This window comes from bacterium (genome assembly GCA_023145965.1).
Lineage (GTDB): Bacteria > UBP14 > UBA6098 > UBA6098 > UBA6098 > UBA6098.
The window spans coordinates 17,297-36,231 of the sequence record JAGLDC010000109.1; the positions used below are offsets into that span (position 1 = coordinate 17,297).

Annotated in this window: 15 protein-coding genes; 11 read left to right on the top strand and 4 right to left on the bottom strand. The window is 43.1% G+C overall.

All coding sequences use genetic code 11. The features are described 5' to 3' along the window. The first annotated feature begins 78 nt into the window (after window positions 1–78). From KAH81_09665 to KAH81_09685, 5 genes are read left to right on the top strand one after another with little or no spacing between them, the layout of a single operon-like run. Window positions 79–1,092, top strand: coding sequence for a peptidoglycan DD-metalloendopeptidase family protein (locus tag KAH81_09665; GenBank protein MCK5833918.1), 1,014 nt, complete (start codon window positions 79–81; stop codon window positions 1,090–1,092). Then, window positions 1,070–2,179 carry a hypothetical protein gene (locus tag KAH81_09670; protein MCK5833919.1) on the top strand — a complete coding sequence of 370 codons (1,110 nt, stop codon included), beginning with the start codon at window positions 1,070–1,072 and terminating at the stop codon, window positions 2,177–2,179. The genes KAH81_09665 and KAH81_09670 overlap by 23 nt, the downstream gene beginning before the upstream one ends. Continuing rightward, window positions 2,169–3,353 (top strand): hypothetical protein, encoded by a 1,185-nt coding sequence (locus tag KAH81_09675; GenBank protein ID MCK5833920.1) that lies wholly within the window; start codon window positions 2,169–2,171, stop codon window positions 3,351–3,353. The genes KAH81_09670 and KAH81_09675 overlap by 11 nt, the downstream gene beginning before the upstream one ends. Further along, complete coding sequence (locus tag KAH81_09680; GenBank protein ID MCK5833921.1) at window positions 3,354–5,528, top strand: hypothetical protein; 2,175 nt, start codon at window positions 3,354–3,356, stop codon at window positions 5,526–5,528. After that, window positions 5,500–5,823 carry a YbaB/EbfC family nucleoid-associated protein gene (locus tag KAH81_09685; GenBank protein MCK5833922.1) on the top strand — a complete coding sequence of 108 codons (324 nt, stop codon included), beginning with the start codon at window positions 5,500–5,502 and terminating at the stop codon, window positions 5,821–5,823. The genes KAH81_09680 and KAH81_09685 overlap by 29 nt, the downstream gene beginning before the upstream one ends. A 2-nt stretch (window positions 5,824–5,825) precedes the next feature. Here the strand turns inward: KAH81_09685 and dnaX are convergent, their stop codons facing one another. Further along, the gene (gene dnaX / locus KAH81_09690) at window positions 5,826–7,388 is read right to left on the bottom strand and encodes a DNA polymerase III subunit gamma/tau (GenBank protein MCK5833923.1); all 1,563 of its coding nucleotides are present in this window, start codon (window positions 7,386–7,388) and stop codon (window positions 5,826–5,828) included. Between the two features lie 342 nt (window positions 7,389–7,730). Here dnaX and KAH81_09695 point away from each other — a divergent pair, with 342 nt between their 5' ends. From KAH81_09695 to KAH81_09710, 4 genes are read left to right on the top strand one after another with little or no spacing between them, the layout of a single operon-like run. Then, on the top strand, window positions 7,731–8,696 hold the full coding sequence (locus tag KAH81_09695; GenBank protein ID MCK5833924.1) for a terpene cyclase/mutase family protein: 966 nt from the start codon (window positions 7,731–7,733) through the stop codon (window positions 8,694–8,696). Between the two features lie 7 nt (window positions 8,697–8,703). Beyond that, window positions 8,704–9,345 (top strand): histidine phosphatase family protein, encoded by a 642-nt coding sequence (locus tag KAH81_09700; protein ID MCK5833925.1) that lies wholly within the window; start codon window positions 8,704–8,706, stop codon window positions 9,343–9,345. A 24-nt stretch (window positions 9,346–9,369) separates the two neighbouring features. After that, the gene (locus KAH81_09705; GenBank protein MCK5833926.1) at window positions 9,370–10,407 is read left to right on the top strand and encodes a hypothetical protein; all 1,038 of its coding nucleotides are present in this window, start codon (window positions 9,370–9,372) and stop codon (window positions 10,405–10,407) included. A 3-nt stretch (window positions 10,408–10,410) separates the two neighbouring features. Next, entirely contained in the window at window positions 10,411–13,479 is a 3,069-nt protein-coding gene (locus KAH81_09710; protein ID MCK5833927.1) for an ATP-binding protein, read from the top strand. Between the two features lie 143 nt (window positions 13,480–13,622). On the opposite strand, the gene hypD is transcribed toward KAH81_09710, so the two are convergent. The 3 genes from hypD to KAH81_09725 form a co-directional block, all read right to left on the bottom strand. Beyond that, a complete protein-coding gene (hypD, locus tag KAH81_09715; protein ID MCK5833928.1) occupies window positions 13,623–14,666 on the bottom strand; it encodes a hydrogenase formation protein HypD in 1,044 nt (347 codons plus the stop codon). A gap of 27 nt (window positions 14,667–14,693) precedes the next feature. Beyond that, the gene (locus KAH81_09720; protein MCK5833929.1) at window positions 14,694–15,476 is read right to left on the bottom strand and encodes a class I SAM-dependent methyltransferase; all 783 of its coding nucleotides are present in this window, start codon (window positions 15,474–15,476) and stop codon (window positions 14,694–14,696) included. 82 nt (window positions 15,477–15,558) lie between these two features. Further along, window positions 15,559–16,413 carry a homocysteine S-methyltransferase family protein gene (locus tag KAH81_09725; protein ID MCK5833930.1) on the bottom strand — a complete coding sequence of 285 codons (855 nt, stop codon included), beginning with the start codon at window positions 16,411–16,413 and terminating at the stop codon, window positions 15,559–15,561. A gap of 341 nt (window positions 16,414–16,754) precedes the next feature. Here KAH81_09725 and tadA point away from each other — a divergent pair, with 341 nt between their 5' ends. Both tadA and smpB read left to right on the top strand, forming a co-directional pair. Next, entirely contained in the window at window positions 16,755–18,440 is a 1,686-nt protein-coding gene (gene tadA / locus KAH81_09730) for a Flp pilus assembly complex ATPase component TadA (GenBank protein MCK5833931.1), read from the top strand. Window positions 18,441–18,447: 7 nt separating this feature from the next. Then, window positions 18,448–18,900: an SsrA-binding protein SmpB gene (gene smpB, locus KAH81_09735; GenBank protein ID MCK5833932.1), complete on the top strand. Its 453-nt coding sequence runs from the start codon at window positions 18,448–18,450 to the stop codon at window positions 18,898–18,900. Window positions 18,901–18,935: the final 35 nt, after the last annotated feature.

The window sequence follows — 18,935 nt, forward strand, 5'->3', positions numbered from 1 at the left end:
GGATTTCGGCACGGCATATTTTTTCTTTTATTAATTCTGCCCTGTTTAGGTCAGCCCGAGGTAGAAATCAAGACCCAGTTGAGTCAGCAGAGAGCGGAACTTCACAGATTAAACAGGGAAAAAACCTCTTTAACTGATTTCCTCGATGGATTATACCGTGAAAAAAGCCTAATTGGCGATCTGCTCGATGGTTTGAACAAGAAAGAGAGTTTAATCACAGGCGAATTAGGTGCGCTTTCGGATTCTCTTGCAAAGGTTCGAATTCGTTTGGATTCTGCTGTGGTACTACAGGAGAATGTTGTTCGCACACTTTATATGAATGGTGGTAGCGAGGATGTTGCTTTCATTCTCGGAGGGAAGAACTTCGGGGATTTTCTTCGTAGAATAAATCTTTTTAGCTTTCTGGCAATCGAGAGAAGCAGATATTCTAAAGAGATAGAGCAAAATAGACAGTTGGTGGGAACTCTCGTCGATTCGACGAAAGCTCTTCTGGATTCTGTTAAGATTATTAGGGATTTGCGTCAGGCCGAGCTCGATTCACTGACTCATCTCGAAAAACGCAAGAAACAGACTCTCGACAATATAATAAACGATGAGGCTGAATATAGGAATGCTATTGCGCGGATGGAGGAATCGCTGAAAGAGCTGGCCAGGAGGCTCCCAAAACCGGTTCTTAAGGGTGATTTCGCCAAATCTAGAGGCGGTATTCCATGGCCATCTTCATCCAGAAAAATAATCCATCCCTTTGGTATAATTAAGGAAAAGCGTTTTGGGACAACCTTTAAGAACGCGGGCATCGATATTGCTACCGAACCCGAGGAGGAGGTTTTCGTTGTCGCCGATGGATCTGTGGCTCAGATATATTGGCTTAGGGCTTACGGGCAAATAGTTATTATCGAGCACGGAGGTGGTTATTTTACGGTTTATGGCAATCTTGGCCATGTCGATGTTGCGCAAAATCAGAAGATCACTTCGGGATCGAGAATTGGTAAAACGGCGTCCGATGGCTGGCTCGAAGGCGCGAAGCTTCATTTCGAGATTCGCAACGGAAGACAGGAGGTGAATCCGCTTGACTGGCTCGTATCGGCCTGAGTTTCTGAAGGAAATACCCGGACAGGACAGGCTAAAAAAAATGCTTTTCAGGACCATCGAAAATGGGAGGTTGCCTTCGACTATGCTGTTTCGCGGAGCAAACTTTCTAGGGAAGTTTGCCTCAGCGTTGCAGCTTGTTCGTTGGATCAAATGTCAAAATCCGGTAGAATGTGATGGCTTGTGTCATTCATGCAGATTAATCACTAATCTTGACCATCCGGATGTCGAGATAATCATTCCACTTCCGACGGAACTAGACAACAAACCAGAGAAGATAGCCACAGTCTTATCGAATATGGGAAGGAATCCACTTGCGCCATATAGATTCGATAAGCCGCCTAAGATCGGCATCAATGCTATTCGCAAGCTAAACGAAAGCATCTCGCTCACGCCAAATTATGATGGTGGGAAATGGGCTATAGTCCGCGATGCCGACATGATGACCCTCGAAGCATCGAACGCCTTTTTAAAGACACTCGAAGAGCCGCCCGAGGACTCTTATATAATTCTCACAAGCTCCAAACCTGATTTTTTGCTTCCAACTATTCTCAGCCGCGCCCAGTCTATACAATTCCGGCGGCTTACAAGAAAACAGATATCCGATTTCGCCATATCGACTGGGATACCTCAACCCGAAGCTCAGAAGCTGGCTTCGCAAGCCGATGGCAATCTCGAACCAATATTTGCCGCTGGTGATGAAGTAGTGATAAGAACTCGCGAGCTTGGTGAGGATTTGTGGGCTGTCATGTTCTCCGAATCGGACCTTTTGGCTTTCGATTTGACAGATAAAATCGTGAAAGAAACATCGCTTGTGAAATCGATTCTGGAAAATGCAATCTCGTTCTTCAGGGATCATCTTTTAATGCTGACAGGTAACGATTTCCTTATCGCGAATACACCTCAAAAGGCAAGATTGAAAACCGCAGCGGAAAAATTTCAATATACCGACAGACTGATAGATACAATGAATCTACTCGAAAATAAGGCCAGAAGCCTTAGGTTTTATCCTCAATATGACCTTTTTATTTTAGGAACAATCACCGAAGGAAGAAGAATTTTGAAAGGGAAGAGTATTTATGGGTTTTAGGTTCTTTTTAACGCGAATCATAGTTTTCTTATCGATAGGGATTTCACTCGCGCAGGAGCTTCCTCCACAAGTGGGTGAAGCGAAAAAGCTTTTTTCCTTCGCCCAAGATAAATCGATTATCGATTTTGCAGTGGACAATTCACTGAGATTATATGTCTTAAGTGAAAACGAGGACAGCATCGAAGTTTCGGTATATGATACAACCGGTAAGCTACTGAGCAAAATTCCGAAATATAAGGGTGCTATATCTGGTTCTGATGCGCTCCATTTACAGGTTTCGAATGATGGTGATATAATTGTTGTTTGGGGTATCAATCTCGAGTTCGATATGCCTGTTAACTGGATTTTTACTGCGGAAGGAAACGAGGTTTTATCCGAGGACAACCTCCTGAAATATGCGGAATGGCTGCAGGTTTCTCCAAGTGGGAAGTTCTTTACGTGTCAGGGTTATAAAGGAACTTCTGGTATATCGGCTATTTACGATATCGATTGGATTCCACTTGAGTGGGAGAGTAAATCGGTTAAACATGGTTATTTTGTAGGAAAAAGAGATGACGAAGACCTATTGCTATTTACAGAATCTGATTCGCTAGAAACCTCACTCGCTTTGATTAAACTCCAATCCAGAGAGGTCCTTTTCTCTGAACAATTGTCGAGAAAAGAGTCTTCAATTATGCCTTATCGATCGAGAATAGCTTTCTCCGAACGGCTTTTTGTTATGAATTATTCCGTAGAATTAGGTGAAGACATCTTGGGCTTCGATGCCTTAACCGGCCAATTATCCTGGATTGCCGATTGTCCAATCAAGGCCTATGATTTTGCCTTTTCCGATAGAGAAGGTTTTTTGGTGGCGTATGGAGGTTCGAGTATCGTAATCTATGATGATAAAGGCAAAGAGTTGGTTTTTTCACAAGTGGGAAAGGATGGATTTGCGGTCTTTGGCCATGGCATTCCGGATTTTTGTTTCTTTGAAGATCAAAGACTTGCTGTTGCCAATTTCTCGCAACCGGGTGGTCGGACTCATTCGGTTATTTTGTCTTTCGATGAAGACTGGAATTCGCGAGGTGCTGATATAATCAACGCCAATTTTGAGGGATTCTCCAACCCATTGGGCGAATTTATTGCTTTCAATATTAATGGTGAAGTCGGGCTTTATAGGTTGATGTCGAAATAGGTGGCAGCAGATATTAAAAGACTATTTCAACCCTCAGCATTTTGGGTTGGTTGCTCTGGTATTCTCACTCAGACTCTTCTTTTTCGAGAGCTTTCGCTTATATTGCGTTCCAATGAATTAATACTCGGTTTATTGCTGAGTGCATGGCTACTTTCAGCGGGTTTAGGTGCGATTTTAAGGCCTCAGAAGATTAAGCCCTTCAGTCTAATTCTTATAGTTCTGCTATCGAGTTCTTTTTCTATACCCTGGCTATATTTTGTAGCGAATTTATTATCTCCGGGGATTGGTCAGTTATGGCCTTTTTCTCGGGTGATATTTATAATCGTGCTTGTCGTTTTTCCTCAGTCATATTGGGTTGGTTCGGCATTCAGAGCTCTTTCAGAGAAAAGGGCTTTAGGTTCGGATTCTTCACACACATACATTTTCGAGGGGATAGGCTCTTTTTTTGGGGGGCTTATAAGTCTTTTTATCGCTGGATTGGTTAGACCAGATATAGCATTGCCTGTTTTTTCCGCAATCGCAATTTTATCTATGAACCCTCATGATATCGATCTACCGCTCAGGCGTTTTAGACTCATTATCTCTTTGCTTCTGGTCGCCGTGATTCCCTCGCTGGTTTGGGTGAATTCGACCCATGCACGCAAACTCAAAGGGGCAGAAAGCGTAGAGAGGTTTGAATCTATACACGGAGCTATCGAACTTATTGAAAATATGGGCGAAAGCTCACTTTTTCACGGAGGTATATATTTAGGAAACAGCGGCGATTCTATTCGAGCGGGTGAAATTATCCATCCACTTATGGTCACTTCGCCGAAAAACCCAAAGGTAGCAGTTGTCGGAGGGATTCTTCAGGGAACTGTGAGGATAATTGGACAATATGAGCCGAAAGAAATACACGTTCTTTTTGAAGATAAAAGGCTTTTCGATGTCTGTGTGGCGAGTTTTCGAAATTTCAGGTTACTCGCAGATGAGGATATTAGTGTTCTATTTGGTGACCAAAAACGAATGATCAAACAGCTCCCGGAGAAATTGGATCTTGTTTTTATATACAGCGGCTTGCCTTCATCATTAATGGAAAGCAGGAACATGGGAGTGGAGGCATTCGAGTGTATAGCTGAGAAGTTAGATAAAAATGGTCGCCTTGCCGTGGGCTTACCAGTTAGTCCTAACTATTTAAATCCAGAGGAACTGGCATTAATAAGCAGCCTGCTTGGGGCCTCGCGGGTGGCTTTCGGAAGTGCGTCGGTTTACATTGTTGATGGAAGTGCGATAATTATTGCTCCGGATAAAGGCGAGTTTGGTGATTTGATAATCGAGGGACAATTTCTGCCGCCAAAAGGGGAGAACATCAACTCGCAGATGATACGTGAATCCTTAGAGTCTTTCAGGCAAGCCGAACTCGAGGTTCGCCTTTCTGAAATTTGTGTTTCTCCCAATTCTGACAAAAAACCAATTGCTCTTTCACTAGGGATAAAGTTATGGGAGAGATTAGCTGGAGGTTCGTTACTTCGCTCGATCGCGCAAATTCGATATAATTTAATACTAATATTTTTACTTTTGATATTTTCATTTCTTTTGATGCTGAAAATTGCTTTTAAAAAAGAGCGGCTATTTTCCCTAGGAGCTATCGGAGCAATGGGTTTTTTTGGCATGGGTGCAAGCATGGTTCTTATGTATAGTTTTCAGCTTGCTGTTGGCCGCCTTTATTCGGCGTTAGGGCTTCTTTCATCGATGTTCATTTTGGGAAGCGTAGTAGGTGCGCATCTTTTTTCTAAGCACAAGGGAAAACCAATTATTTGGCATTTGTCAGCACTCTTAGCAATTCCCATCGGGATATTTGCGCTTAATCTCGGTTCGTTGATACCTTCGTTAATAGGGGCTGTCGCGTTTTTCTGTTTTTCAATGCTCTTCGTTGGATTTCTTTGTGGGGGATATTATTCTATGAGTCTGAGATGGGCATTCGCAAATGGTTTTTGGGGCAAGAAAGCCGCATCTAAAGCTTATACACTCGATCTTTTAGGTGCCTCTCTTGCATCTCCTCTAGTGGGTGTTGCAATTATTCCTCATTACGGACTTGAAAGAACACTTTTAATAATTTTAATTTTCATTATATTTGCGGGGATGAGAATTTCAAAAAAAGCTATCAATTGGAGGAAAAATGGCCAATATGAATAAAATGCTCAAGCAAATGCAGAAGCTTCAAGAGGAGATGGCTCGTGTTCAAGAGGAACTTGCCGGCCGTGAGATAACTCATTCCTCTGGTGGTGGAGTAGTTACCGCCACTGTCAATGGCAAACAGGAGCTTATTGACATAAAGATTGCGCCGGAAAGCGTGGATACGAAAGACATAGAGATGTTGGAGGATATGATAATTGCCGCAGTTAATGGTGCAATTTCCGAATCGCTAAAAATGGCACAGGAAGAGATGGCTAAAGTTGCCGGATTGGGCGGAATTCCTGGCATGATGTAGAATTAATTTTCTATTTTCGCATCGAAAGCGGAAAGTAAAGAAATTACTCCTTCAGGTATTTCCTTTTTTGTGGATTTGGCATGCCCCTCGGTCGAGGGCGCTGGGCTTTCTTCTGTCGATAATTTGATTCTTGTTCCTTCGCCCAAAACCGTGGTTACAGCTTTAGAAAGCTCATCGAGATTTTCTTTTTTCTTGAGTATATTATCCACCTGAAATTTGAAGCTATGTGGGAATTTAAAGATAACGCGTCCTTCGTCGAGTATAAATCGAGCTTGCCGGAGCATCTCGGCTTTTCCTTCTCCCCTCGAAGATTCAAATAGTTTAATTATCCTATTAAATTGGGGATCTATGGTCGTTTCGGGAACCTCGCTGTCATTGACCAAAACCTCAGCCTCGGGACGAAGTCTTGGAGAAGATTGAGATAAAGTTATCGGGGCTTCATTTTTGGATTCGACAATGACTTTTCGAATGTCGGCGGTGCTATCGATAGTTGCAATATATATTAAGGTTTGCTCGAGTAAAAACCTCGGCGTGCCGGAGGATTTCAATTTAGCTTGAAGTCCGGAGGCTAATTTGGCCATCCTTAGTATATCTGCAGTGTCGATTTTCTCGGCAAATCGCGCATATTCCTTGAGTGCTTTTTCGGAAACGCCCTCCTGATCAACGCCAATAGCCGCCATAAGCGCGCCGTGAAAATGCATCGAAAGCCCCGATGCAACTTGGGTTATGTCGATTCCTGATTCAAGAAGAACATCTAGTTCTTTTATTGCACATGCAGGATTTTCATCGGCAATGCATTTTGATATTTTTGCGAAGGCATCCAGTGGCAGCACGCCCAAGATTGCGGCGACTTCGTCTGAGCTAAGCTCGCCCTTTGGCGAATATGCTAAAATCTGGTCGAGAAGCGAAAGGGAGTCTCTCAGACCACCATCGGCGCGTTGGGCGATTATGAAAGCAGCATCATCGGAAAGTAATAAGCCCTCCGCTTTAGCTATAGTCTTAATTCTCTCGGCGATAACATCGGTAGGGATCCTTCTAAAATCATATCTCTGGCAGCGGCTGATAATTGTCGATGGCAACTTGTGGGGTTCAGTTGTTGCGAAAATAAAAACTACCCGCTCCGGAGGTTCTTCGAGTGTTTTTAAAAGCGCGTTAAAGGCCTCCTTCGTGAGCATGTGAACTTCATCTATAATGAAAACTTTGAATCTCCCTCGAGGGGCATATTGCACACGCTCTCTGAGAGCCTGTATCTCCTGAACTCCCCTATTAGAAGCACCATCTATCTCCAAAACATCGGCATTGCGTGAAGCAGCTACCGAAACGCAGCTCTCACACTCTCCGCAAGGTGTAGGAGTAGGTGCGGAAAAACTCTGGCAATTTAATGCCTTAGCAAGTATCCTCGCCATTGTCGTTTTTCCAGTTCCGCGCGGGCCGCAAAACAGATACGAATGCGAAATGCGATCTTTGGTTATCGCCTTCTTCAGCGTCTCAGTGATATGTTCCTGCGCTGCAACCTCATCAAAATTTTGTGGTCTACACTTTCTCGCTAATACTAAATAAGACATAATCCTCCAATAATAAGGAATTAATATAATCAGAAGAATAAGGTTTCGCAATGCCTAAGGGGAGCTGGCGCGAAATTTACCTCGGAGCAAAATGGTAATCTAAAAGCAGAATGCTAGACCGACCGGACGCAAGCGTCGAGCCAAAGGCTCGACAACCGACGTCCCTCAAGGAGGATTTAGGATTTCAAAAACACCAACCATTTAATCTGTCTTAATTGCATTAATAAGTTTACTCTAAAAAAGATTTAGTATCAACTAAATGTAAATCCATTAGAATAGCGACAATATTAAACATCCCTTGACCTTACAATTTCTTTCGGTATATTTTAAGTAGATAGAATTATGGATAAAAATATTTGCTTCACAAAAGAAAGAGTTGATAGGGGTGTCATGTCCGATTGGACATCAGTACTCAAAGTAAATCCTATCCCGGAATTACTCGAGTTTAACGAAATTGGATTGATTAACCGTGTAAAGCGTGACCTTCTTTCGACACAGCAAGATTGTCCATCTGAACCTGTTTGTGAGGCTATCACCTATAAAGCGATAGCCCGCCGTCAAAAACCAGATGGAAGCTGGCGCGAATCCGGAAGTAAAAAAAATGAAGAGGTTTGGACTTTTATAACTACACTTCGTTCACTCTATCTTCTTCTAGACCTCGGGTCGAGTATAAACGATGAGATTTTCGAGCACGGCGTCCAATACCTCATTGGCACACAGACAAAAGAAGGCGATTTTCGTGGTGCTTACGGTGCTACTATCCCCGCCCCTGATTATACAGGTATGGTTCTGGATGTTTTTCTCAGAGGCGGCTTCGATGACGACCATATCATAAATAATGCCTTCGATTGGCTTTTATCCATTCGTAGAAACAAAGGCGGTTGGGCGATACCCGTTTTGCGCAGCAATTCTAAAAAAGATCCCTCGAGTCATAATGTAACAGGCATGACCCTTCGAGGTTTTGCCTCCGATCCGAAAAAGCAGCATGAAGATGTCGCCAAAATAGCTGCCACTTTTCTCGCTGAATCCTTTTTTAAACCGGATGATTATCCCGATAGGCGCCGTGCAGAGTATTGGGGCAAATTAGCATATCCATTCTGGTTCACCGATATTCTCTCCGCGATGGATGTCCTTTCTCGGCTTGGATTCGGTCTAGAATTTGGGCGCATTGAGCGCGCTTATCAATGGCTTTTAAAACAACAACAACAAAACGGTTTTTGGATTAATGAACTCCATAAGAGGGAGAAAACTCCTGACCCATGGCTCACTTACGCCGCCCTTAAAACTATAAAATCTTTCAACGAGTAATTCCCCGATGAAAGAATCAATTACGACAGTCTATCTTGTGAGACATGGAGAAACTGTTTCTAATGTCGAAGGTAGATTCCGGGGAAGAGTTGAGATTCCTTTGAACAGCGATGGAATTCATCAGGCCCATGAACTAGCCGATTCTCTATGCAATATTCCTTTTTCTGCGATATATTCTAGCCCGCTTCCGAGGGCAATGCAAACCGCTGAACCAATAGCTCTGAGTAGATGCACAGATATTATTCCACATCCAAAATTCAATAATATCGACCTAGGAGATTGGACGAATAGACTAAAATCGGATATAATGGCAGAATACTCCGAGCTTTGGGAAACATGGATAACGACCCCGGAACACATGCAGATCCCAAATGCTGAGACTATCGAACAGGTGAGAATGCGTTCATTTGATGCTATAAAGCGGCTTGTTGACACTCATTCAGGCGAGCGCTTCGCGGTAGTAACCCACCGAGCTGTCTTAAAACCACTCATCGCCGCGCTTTTAAATATTCCTGAACCATATTTCTGGAAACTCCATCTGGATACGGCAAGTTATTCTATTTTTAGATATTCAAGAATTAGGGGCTGGACGTTAATCAACTTTAACCTTACACATCACCTTTCAAACTGTAGCGAAGAGGTTTTTTAGGTTATTAAAGGCAAGCGAGCGAATATGCGTATTATATTAATGGCTTTCGCTATATTAATCTTATCCTGCTCACCTAAGCCTTCATTTGAGGTGGCAAAAACGCTATTCGAAGAAATAGTCGAGGCAGATTCCACCCATGCTGAAAAGGTTATTTGCAATAATTGGGTAGCATTCGATGTTCTCGGGAAAGCCTTCGAGAAAGATTCGAGACCTTCCGAATACTACGGTTTATTTACAACTTTCTTTATGGCTTCGACCAACCGTTCTCTCTCCGAGGCCAATAATATTAACATTTCTGTTGCTCTGGAATACATGGGCAATTTAATCGCCTCGACTCGACCGGGGGGTATTGTTGTAGTCTCGGGCGATGAAAACTACTACCTTGCTCGTTTCATTCAGGAAATCGATAAGAGGGGAACAGATATAGCTGTCATAAATCTGGATTATCTTGGCAACCGGGAATATCAAAAGTATATCAAGAAACATCATGGAATAATTCTTTCTCGGGAGTTAATTGAGAGGATATCGAAGACACACCATAAAAAGCTGCTGCACGAAATTGCGGTAAAATGGCTAATAGAAGAAAGTGGACGCAGTGTTTTTTTGGGGATGGAATTCCCTATTTTACCTTTTAGTGAAAGTTATCTTGTTGGACCGGGCAGGCTTTATTCGAGTGAATTAACTCCGAAAACCCATAAGGAGTTTTTATTATCTCTTTTCGCGGAAGGTTATTCTTTTAAGCAAGCCAACAAGAATTGGGATAAGCTCTCATCCTGGACGCAAAGCATGATTCGGACATATAGCGATGGATTAAACCATACAGCTATTAGTTGGTTTGAGATGGGTGATACGGTTTCCGCCGAATCCCTTTCTGTAATTGCATTTGAGCGCCTCGAATATGATTGGCAACCTGTAAAATTATATTTTGTATTACATGGGAATTTAGGCATGGAAGAACTGAATATGCTTATCATGAGGGTAGAGCGGTATTTATCGGTTTATCCGGATGATCGAAGAGCTGTTTCTGTTCTGGCGGATTTAAAAACACAAACGAAACGGTAGAATATGGGAGATGAAAAAATAGGGGTTTCCGGCAACGAATTTATGCAGGCCTATTCTGCGGTTTTAAATTCGCGTTTTGTTGGAAGAGAGAGAATCACATCGCGCTTCAATGAAATACTCGATTATCCCCGCACAGGTAAACCGATGCCTACCGTTATCCTCCGTGGACAAAGCGGTTCGGGAAAAAGCTGGCTATCCTGCCGTTTTGCACAGGAGATAGCAGAACGCAGAATTCCATTGGTTGTGCTCGATGGTCGCTATCAGGTTGCACGACTTCCCGGGGGTTTCGAGTTCATTTCGCGGGAGTTAGATAATCGCTATGAAATAAAGACCCCGAGATTCAAGAAAATTTATGGGATTTATGCTCGACGCTTCCTGGGTATAGATTCTCCAGATAAACCTAAAGAGGTTAGTTTATTTAAGGACATTTTAAGGTCTTTTATAAAGGACCACGACGAGGATTCGCCAATACCAAAAGCTATCCGCAAGCTTCATGGAGAGGATTGGGAGAGGGTTTTGCCATCAAAACCTGTTTATGAGCATCTTAATTGTCTTGCATTGGCTCTTTCTGAGGATATTGAATCCTCTACACAAAGGAAAAAATATCCTTTTGTGGCTTTGCTTATAGATAATTGGAATGATAAATGGAATCGATTTGCGCCGCACTGGTTTAGTCTTCTCAACTCATCGAGTCGTCTTTTAACGGTTGTTTGCACTTCGAGTAATTTTGTTTTTAAAGATTCGGTCGAGTTGCCAGTTCCTTTTTTCGATGAAGCCGAAGCGAGGTCTTCGCTGAGGAGAAGGGGAATTGAAGCAAATCACGCAGTCGCGTCGATTATTTCTGAAAGCGGCGGAAATCCTGCTATCATCTCTCTAGCAGCCTCTTTAGCCGAATTGATTTCGCGTTCTGGTGATATAATCAGAGGCGACACTTTTGCATGCCAAGAAAAGGTAGCCTATTCCGACCAATTAATCACAAGCATTCTAGAGAAACTTCGGGAAAGCGAAAAAGAGGCTCTTTATTCTGCTATAAATGCCTCCGGTCTCGATATTTACAAGCTTGGAGAGTTATTCCCGGAGTATCCCGATTTGCAAGAAGGTTTGATATCGACTTTCGGAATTTTCCCTTTTGAGCCGATATTCTATGAGAATTCCCCGATTTACATTCATGAAAATTTCAATAATAAAATCAGCTTTCAGAGGGATTTACAGCATATGCCGGGGAAACAGGGGATCAAGCTTAGGTGCGAGAATCTCGTTTTAACGCCCGACAATGAGGCCTTCGAGGCGCTCGCAACCCATATCGAAACCGACATCGAACCTTATGCGGCTTTATCGAATGCTATCGAGAAAATAATTCATTATTCTCAGACCGGCCAGATTGGTCTTGCGGAGGATATATGGCGTTCAGTGGAGCCTAAAGAACATGAGCGCTCATTAATGGCTATTCATCGAGGTGTCGGCGATTCTCTTCTTGAAAAAATCCTCTCGCCATCAGCGCGGGCGACTTATTATGATAGGATCGAATGCAAATTACCGGAAGAGGAGGGTAGGCGTCGGCTTGGTTATGCCCGTGCTCTTTTCGATAAGGGTAAAATAGACTCGGCCTTGGATGAACTTCATGACACAGTAACGCTACTTTCTTCTGCTATAACCGAGAGTTCGGGATTGGAGCCATCTTTGTGGTTTGTTCGTGGGGAGATATTAGCATTTGCCTCGAAGCTTCTTTTTCCTGCAGGTGGATACAGAGATTCGCTTTCCGCTGCGACAAAAGCTGCCGAATCATTAAAGCGCGCGCGTGATGGGGGCCTCGATTGCGCTGGTCTCGTGTCATTGAAGATTTCCGATGCTTTGATCTCGGCATCGCAGGCCTGTAAGGCATTGAATGAAACGAAAACCGCATTAACTTGGTTAGAAAGAGCGCGAGAAAATATTTCTCACGCTGCAGAAACCAGAAACCTTCAATTACCAGATGTAACCATTCTTTCAGCACGGACTCTAGAGATGAAAGGCCAAATTTTTGTTCAGCGCGAGAGTTACGATTCTGCCGAGGAGTTTTTTGAGGCGTCAATTTCCGAAGTTGAAAACCTTGCTGGAAGATTCGATATTACCAATCCCAGCATTATTCTTTTTATTGCCGGAATATATTCTTCTCTTGCCGATTTGATGTATCGCTCTGGTTCAGAAGAATCGGCATTTGAATTTATAAATAAAGCTATAGCGAATTATGATAAATATGAAGATGCCATTGGAGGGCATGATTGCGACAGTCTTTTTGGCCTTGGCAAGATTATGCTCTTGAAAAGCGGGATACTCTCGACAGATAAATCGAGTGCAGCAATCTCTGCAGCTAGAGAGGCTGAGAGTTTTTTCAAACGCGCATGGATTGCTAATCCCAATAATACTTCGGCATTCGGGAGGATAGATTCTCTTTTAACTATCGCGGAGCTTTTATCGGAAGAGGATCGCCCGGATGATGTTTTGTATGAAGAAATACAGAGGATTCTCGATGAGAAAACCTCTCTAGATGGCATTTCCGTTCCCATTTTAGAACGCAAGATAAGGCTTTTTCGTGCTAAGGGGACATCGCTTTTCCGCAAATACAAATATTCTCAAGGGGCAAGATATTTTTCAGGGGCTATAAATCTTTATGGCGAACTCAATCATTTGGCACCAGACATCCCATTTGCTGGCGAGGTTGCGGAAATGCAGATGGCGCTTTCCGTGGCACTCCGCAAAAGCGGAGAGCCTTCAGAGGCATTTGTTTGTCTTCAGCGAGCTGAAGAGGCCTTCGAGTTTGCCGCCAACCGCCAAACTCAGGAAGGTCTTAAACGAATACTCCATTCCTCTATAGGTATTTATAATGAGCTAGCTTCTATCGGCAAAGATGAAGAGGCTTTTGAGATAGCTCTGTTTATTCTCGAACTCTCATCACGCGTTGGTGGCCCAGAGGTTCTCGAGGTTGGGCACGAGCTTCTAATATATTGGGAATCACAAGAGTTAACCTCCCGCGAAAAAAGACGGCTCGAAGAATCAGCGACAACTCTCCGAGAACTTTGGGGGGAATCCTAACCACAATATTGACCCCTTGGCTTGTCTCAAAATAACTGAGCCTAAAGCTAAAATGCTAATCCTATAATTTATCCGAATACCAAGCACAATTCAAATTAAATGCAGGCTAATGGGGGGCGCCCCCCTGAGAGAAACCAAAAATATTATATCATGCGATATTTGAAATAAGCGGCGCAAGCACCTTCAGAAGAAACCATACACGGGCCAAGAGGCTTTGTCGGGGTGCATTTCAAGCCAAATTGTGGACATTCGGGGGGGATAATTTTTCCGAGAATAACCTCTCCACATCGACATCGTGGATCGGGTTTAATATCGAAATGTGGAATAGTAAATCTGTTTGACGCATTGAATTCAGAGAATTTATCCTTAAATGCTAATCCGCTATCAGGAAGAGAGCCTATCCCTCGCCATTCTGCGTCGGCGGTTCTAAAGACTTTGTTTACTATAGCTTTGGCTTTTGGGTTACCTTCAGCCTTGACCGCCCTCGAATATGAATTTTCCAAATTAGCCGAACCGGAAATAGCCATCTTCGTGAGGCGAAGGATAGTATCGGCCACATCTTCGGGTTCAAATCCAGCAATTACGCAGGGCAAATTATAATCATCTGAAATAAATATATAAGGTTCTTCTCCAATTATTGCTGAAACATGTCCCGGAAGAATAAAACCGTCAATCGCTATATCTGGTTGTTCACACAAGAATTTCAATGCCGGTGTAACTGTCTTCATCATTGGAAGTATCGAGAAGTTGTGGATATTTTGTTCGCGCGCAAGAATAGCTGAAGCAGCGATAGTCGGCGATGTAGTTTCGAAACCTACTCCGAGGAAAACTATTTGGGAATCCTCGTTTTGCTTTGCAATTTCTAAGGCATCGACCGGTGAAAAGACAACTTCCGTGCGTCCACCCTCAGAGTTTATATCCTGAAGACTAACGCCATTAGATGGGACGCGCAACATATCGCCAAATGTTGTTATAATCACATTATTTAGACCTGCGAGATAGAGCGCTCGTGCGATATCTGATTCTGAAGTCACACATACAGGACAACCGGGGCCTGAAATCAACCTGATTTTATTCCCAAGAAGTGAGCGAATCCCCATCCGAGCGATTGCCATAGTGTGTGTTCCGCAAACCTCCATAAAACTGAGCCGCCGCTCCTTTGGAATTGATTCGAGGCATTGTTTCAGAGAGGTATGTATGGTATCCTTGTTCAATTAGACTCCGGCCTTTTTCCCGATAACTCCCACGGAGAGTCCTGTATAAGCAAAAGGTCGAACATACTTGAGCTTGTTACGGATGCCCTTACGAATTTGATAGAGTCCAGGGATTTTTAAAGGTATCAGCGGAAGATGTATGCCTATCTTCCAGAGCGCTTCGCGCGTTGTGCGGTAGAATAAGCTGGGATACATCCATTCAGCGTAAAAATCTACAGGCTTGTAACCATATTTTATAAGTTTCTTCTCAACCTGTATCAAGGAAAACTCTTTCTCCCAACCCGCAAACCATTTTCCCAAAGCTATTAAAATGTGTTTTATTACAGTATATACATGCCACCTCTGGGGAACATCCACTATAACATAACCATCTGTTTTGGTGACACGGGCGTTCTCGGCTATGATTCCCTCTTCCTCTCGAAAATGCTCGATAAGGCCCTGATGAAAAACCAGGTCGAATGTGCTATCAGCGAAAGGAAGGGCAAAGGCATCACCGCCAATTGGTATAGTCTTGTGTTCGAGAGCAGCATTTTGCTTATCGATAAGTTTGAGCGATGCAGAAGAATAATCGAGTGTATAGACCTCTGCTCCCAGTGCGGCGAGATCGAAACTGTCGCGCGCAGAACCTGCGCCGACCTCGAGTATTCTCTTTCCAGATAGATCGTCGCCCCATATCCTTTTAACGGCAACGAGTATTCTACCGGAATTATCGTAAAGTTTTTTTATATCGCGCTTTTTCCACAGTTTATCCCAATGTTCTCTGTCTGATGTTCTTTGCATCATTCGTCTTTCTATTAGAATTTTTTTTATAATTTATTGATAACGCCAATAGTAGCAAGTCCATTTTTTATGAAACTCCGTAAAGTTACATTTTAGAGAGTTTTTTTACAATGGCATTTGTGTGTTCTGGAGTGCTTCCGCAGCACGAACCAATTATATTTGCTCCAACTCGCTCGAGTTCAACCGCTATATCGGCCATTTCTTCTGGTTCGAGATGCCATATAGGTTTGCCATCCACTATCGAGGGTAATCCCGCGCTCGGTTCAGCACAGATAACACCACCCCATTCAGCCCGCATAGCGGCGATTATATCTATCATATCTGATGGAGCACGACCGCAGTTACTACCGATTCCAAAGGGCTTTATTAGCCCGAGTTTAATCGCTGCTTCACGAGAGATAATATCTTTCGATCCTCCGCTATCATTGGCAATTGATACCTGCACTATTATCGGCAGTTTGGTTATTTCTTTCGCTGCTATCAGTGCTATCTTCGCCTCTTCAATATCGGTCATAGTCTCGATTATTATTAGGTCGGCACCACCTTCTTCGAGAGCCTGTGCCTGTTCAGCAAAAACGGAATGTAGCTCTTTCGATTCTAAATCGCGTTTTGAAAGAACCGGACCGATAGAACCCGCGACAAGGCCATCGCCAGCAGATTTAGCAAGACTAATCGCTATTTTGCATAATTCGTAAACTCTATTTTCCAGACCAAATGTAGCGAGATTTACTCGCGATGCACCGAATGTATTTGCTGTTAGAATATCTGCCCCAGCAAGGCGATAATCTCGATGTATTCTCGCGAGAGCTTCCGGCTTCTCGAGCATGAAAGCCTCAGGGGACTGGCCGTTTCCTAAACCATATTCCATAAGCATGGTCGCTATGGCACCATCGGCGATAATAGTTCTTTCAAAGGCTATTGATTGAATTTCCCCCATCATTTATATAGTATAAGCAGCTTATTTAATTCAGTCAAGATTTCAAACATATATCCAGCTGAAAGTGTTCAGGGGGCGCCAAATTTCTTAGCCCCAAGAAAAGTTAGCTTTCCTTGGGGCTGAGAAATCAGCGTAAGGCCGAAGTTAAATATATAGCAAAAAACCTCGATTATCTACCGCCCTTCCGCTCACCTTCGCGCTGACCATCGCGAAGGCCGGTGCCCCCGTGATATTATTTTTCTGATTGCCATACGTTTATGGTTTGGATAAATATAGATTGACTATTTTATTAAATTACACTAATTTATTTAGATATTAGAAAGCAACCTTTAGAAACCACAACTATGGCTACACAAAAAAAACAAGTCGGTGAAATACTCATTGAAAAGGGCATTATCAGCCTCGAACAACTCCAACTCGCTCTTAAAAGACAACAACAAAAGGGCGGTAAACTCGGGAGATTACTAGTTCGTATGGGTTTCGTTTCGGAGGATGATATTAGTCAGGCTATATCTGAACAAATTAATATTCCGCATATTTCCCTTAAGCCAGCAGATATTGATTCAGCTGCAACAAATTATATCCCCGAGGACATAGCCCGGAAATATGGTATTATTCCGGTCAACATAGAGGGTTCTCAGTTGATTGTTGCGATGGACGATCCTCTTAACTCAATCGCACTTGATGTATTGAAATTTACCTCTGGAATGTATGTTGTCCCTGTGCTTGCGGCTAGATCTCGTATAATGGAATCAATCGAGAGTCTTTATACTCGGAAGAAAATGACCGAAGATAGTATCCTTCGCTATGCTGACGACGGCTTGGTTATTCAGGAGGAGAAGGATTTATCTGACCAGAAACTTCGTTATGAGTCTAAGCTCGCAGTGGCGGTCAAGGCTGTCAATATGATCTTGATTGAGGGAATAAAGAGCAATGCAACCGATGTTCATATTGAAATCGATGGCGATTATTTGCGTGTTCGATATCGTATCGACGGATATTTACGCGAAAAATATATATTCCCAGTGGAATATCACAGCGGTATTGTCACACGCATTAAGGTTATGTCTGACCTGGAAATCAGTGAGCGTCTCGCGCCCCAAGAGGGAAGTTGCCGCATTGAATATGATAAGCACGATGTGGATTTACTGCTTTCAACAATCCCTACAGTCCAAGGGGAGAATGTTGCGATAAGCATTTTAGTTCAAGAGGTTGAAAAATACGATTTAGCCAAACTTGGTATGACTAAGGACACTTTAGCTGTTGTTCAAAAACACGCCGAAAAGGCTTCGGGGCTTATTATCGCTACCGGTCCGACCGGAAGCGGTAAAACAACCACAATTTATTCTATCATTCGCTCACTCAATACCATGGGGCGCAAAATAATAACAATCGAGGATCCGGTGCGATACCGCTTTCCTTTGGTTAATCAAATATCTATCAAACCATCTTCGGGTTTGACGTTCAAAACTGCCCTAAGTTCGGTTTTAAGGCATGACCCTGAAATAATATTTATTGAAGAACTCCAGGATTATGACACAACAGAACTTGCTGTGCGTGCAAGCCTTACTGGTAGGCTAATGATGACTACTCTTCATGTAGCCGATGCCGCAAGTGCTCCGTTTCGTCTGATAAAAATGGGTCTCGACCCATTCCTGCTGGCCGATACTATCGATCTTATTATCGCACAAAGATTGGTTAGGAAGCTTTGCCCATTCTGCAAACAAGAAAAGGTTGTTACAATAGGTGGCCGTAATATAAGATCATTCGAAGCCATTGGTTGCCCTCGATGCACAGGAGGTTATAAAGGTCAGACTGGCATTTATGAGATTATCCCGGGTGACGTTCTATCGAATGAGTTATTAAAGAAGGAGATCAACGCCGGAATTATTCGCGAAGCCGCCCGCGAGAAAGGATACAGGACAATGTGGGAAAGTGGCATATATCTTATTGCACAAGGCATCACAAGCCTGGATGAAATACGACGCGCGTTACCTACTGATTTTTCAAGATACATTCTAACCGAGTAGTGTCATTATGTCTGTTAAGATTACCAATCGAAAGGCTTATTCGGATTTCGAGTTTGAAGATAAATACGAGTCTGGAATAGAGCTTTTAGGACCCGAGGTTAAATCTATACGCTCAGGAAGAATTAGCTTGAAAGAGGCCTATGCTCGCATAATTAAAAACGAGGTTTGGATTATCGGGATGCATATAACTCCATATGATCACGTTGGTTATATCGAGATAAATTCGCGCCGAAGACGGAAGTTACTCCTTCATAAATATGAAATCCGCAGAATAACAAAAAAAGTCGAGCAGGCCGGTTATACTCTCGTTCCACTCGAGCTATATTTCGATGAGAAAAACAGGGTAAAGATTCTTCTAGGGCTGGGAAAGGGACGGACAAAATACGACAAGAAGCAACATCTTATCGAAAAGCAAAAAATTCGAGAGATCGAGCGAGCGCTTAAAGAGAGAAACAGATAAAAAAAGGCCGAGTAAAAACTCGGCCTTTTAATTAA

What these genes read in the sequence shown, in the direction of transcription:
- KAH81_09675 (MCK5833920.1), top strand. Translation starts at nt 2,169, where the DNA reads ATGGGTTTTAGGTTCTTTTTAACGCGAATCATAGTTTTCTTATCGATA.
- dnaX (MCK5833923.1), bottom strand. Translation starts at nt 7,388, where the DNA reads ATGTCTTATTTAGTATTAGCGAGAAAGTGTAGACCACAAAATTTTGAT.
- KAH81_09695 (MCK5833924.1), top strand. Translation starts at nt 7,731, where the DNA reads ATGGATAAAAATATTTGCTTCACAAAAGAAAGAGTTGATAGGGGTGTC.
- KAH81_09700 (MCK5833925.1), top strand. Translation starts at nt 8,704, where the DNA reads ATGAAAGAATCAATTACGACAGTCTATCTTGTGAGACATGGAGAAACT.
- KAH81_09705 (MCK5833926.1), top strand. Translation starts at nt 9,370, where the DNA reads ATGCGTATTATATTAATGGCTTTCGCTATATTAATCTTATCCTGCTCA.
- KAH81_09710 (MCK5833927.1), top strand. Translation starts at nt 10,411, where the DNA reads ATGGGAGATGAAAAAATAGGGGTTTCCGGCAACGAATTTATGCAGGCC.
- KAH81_09720 (MCK5833929.1), bottom strand. Translation starts at nt 15,476, where the DNA reads ATGATGCAAAGAACATCAGACAGAGAACATTGGGATAAACTGTGGAAA.
- KAH81_09725 (MCK5833930.1), bottom strand. Translation starts at nt 16,413, where the DNA reads ATGATGGGGGAAATTCAATCAATAGCCTTTGAAAGAACTATTATCGCC.
- tadA (MCK5833931.1), top strand. Translation starts at nt 16,755, where the DNA reads ATGGCTACACAAAAAAAACAAGTCGGTGAAATACTCATTGAAAAGGGC.
- smpB (MCK5833932.1), top strand. Translation starts at nt 18,448, where the DNA reads ATGTCTGTTAAGATTACCAATCGAAAGGCTTATTCGGATTTCGAGTTT.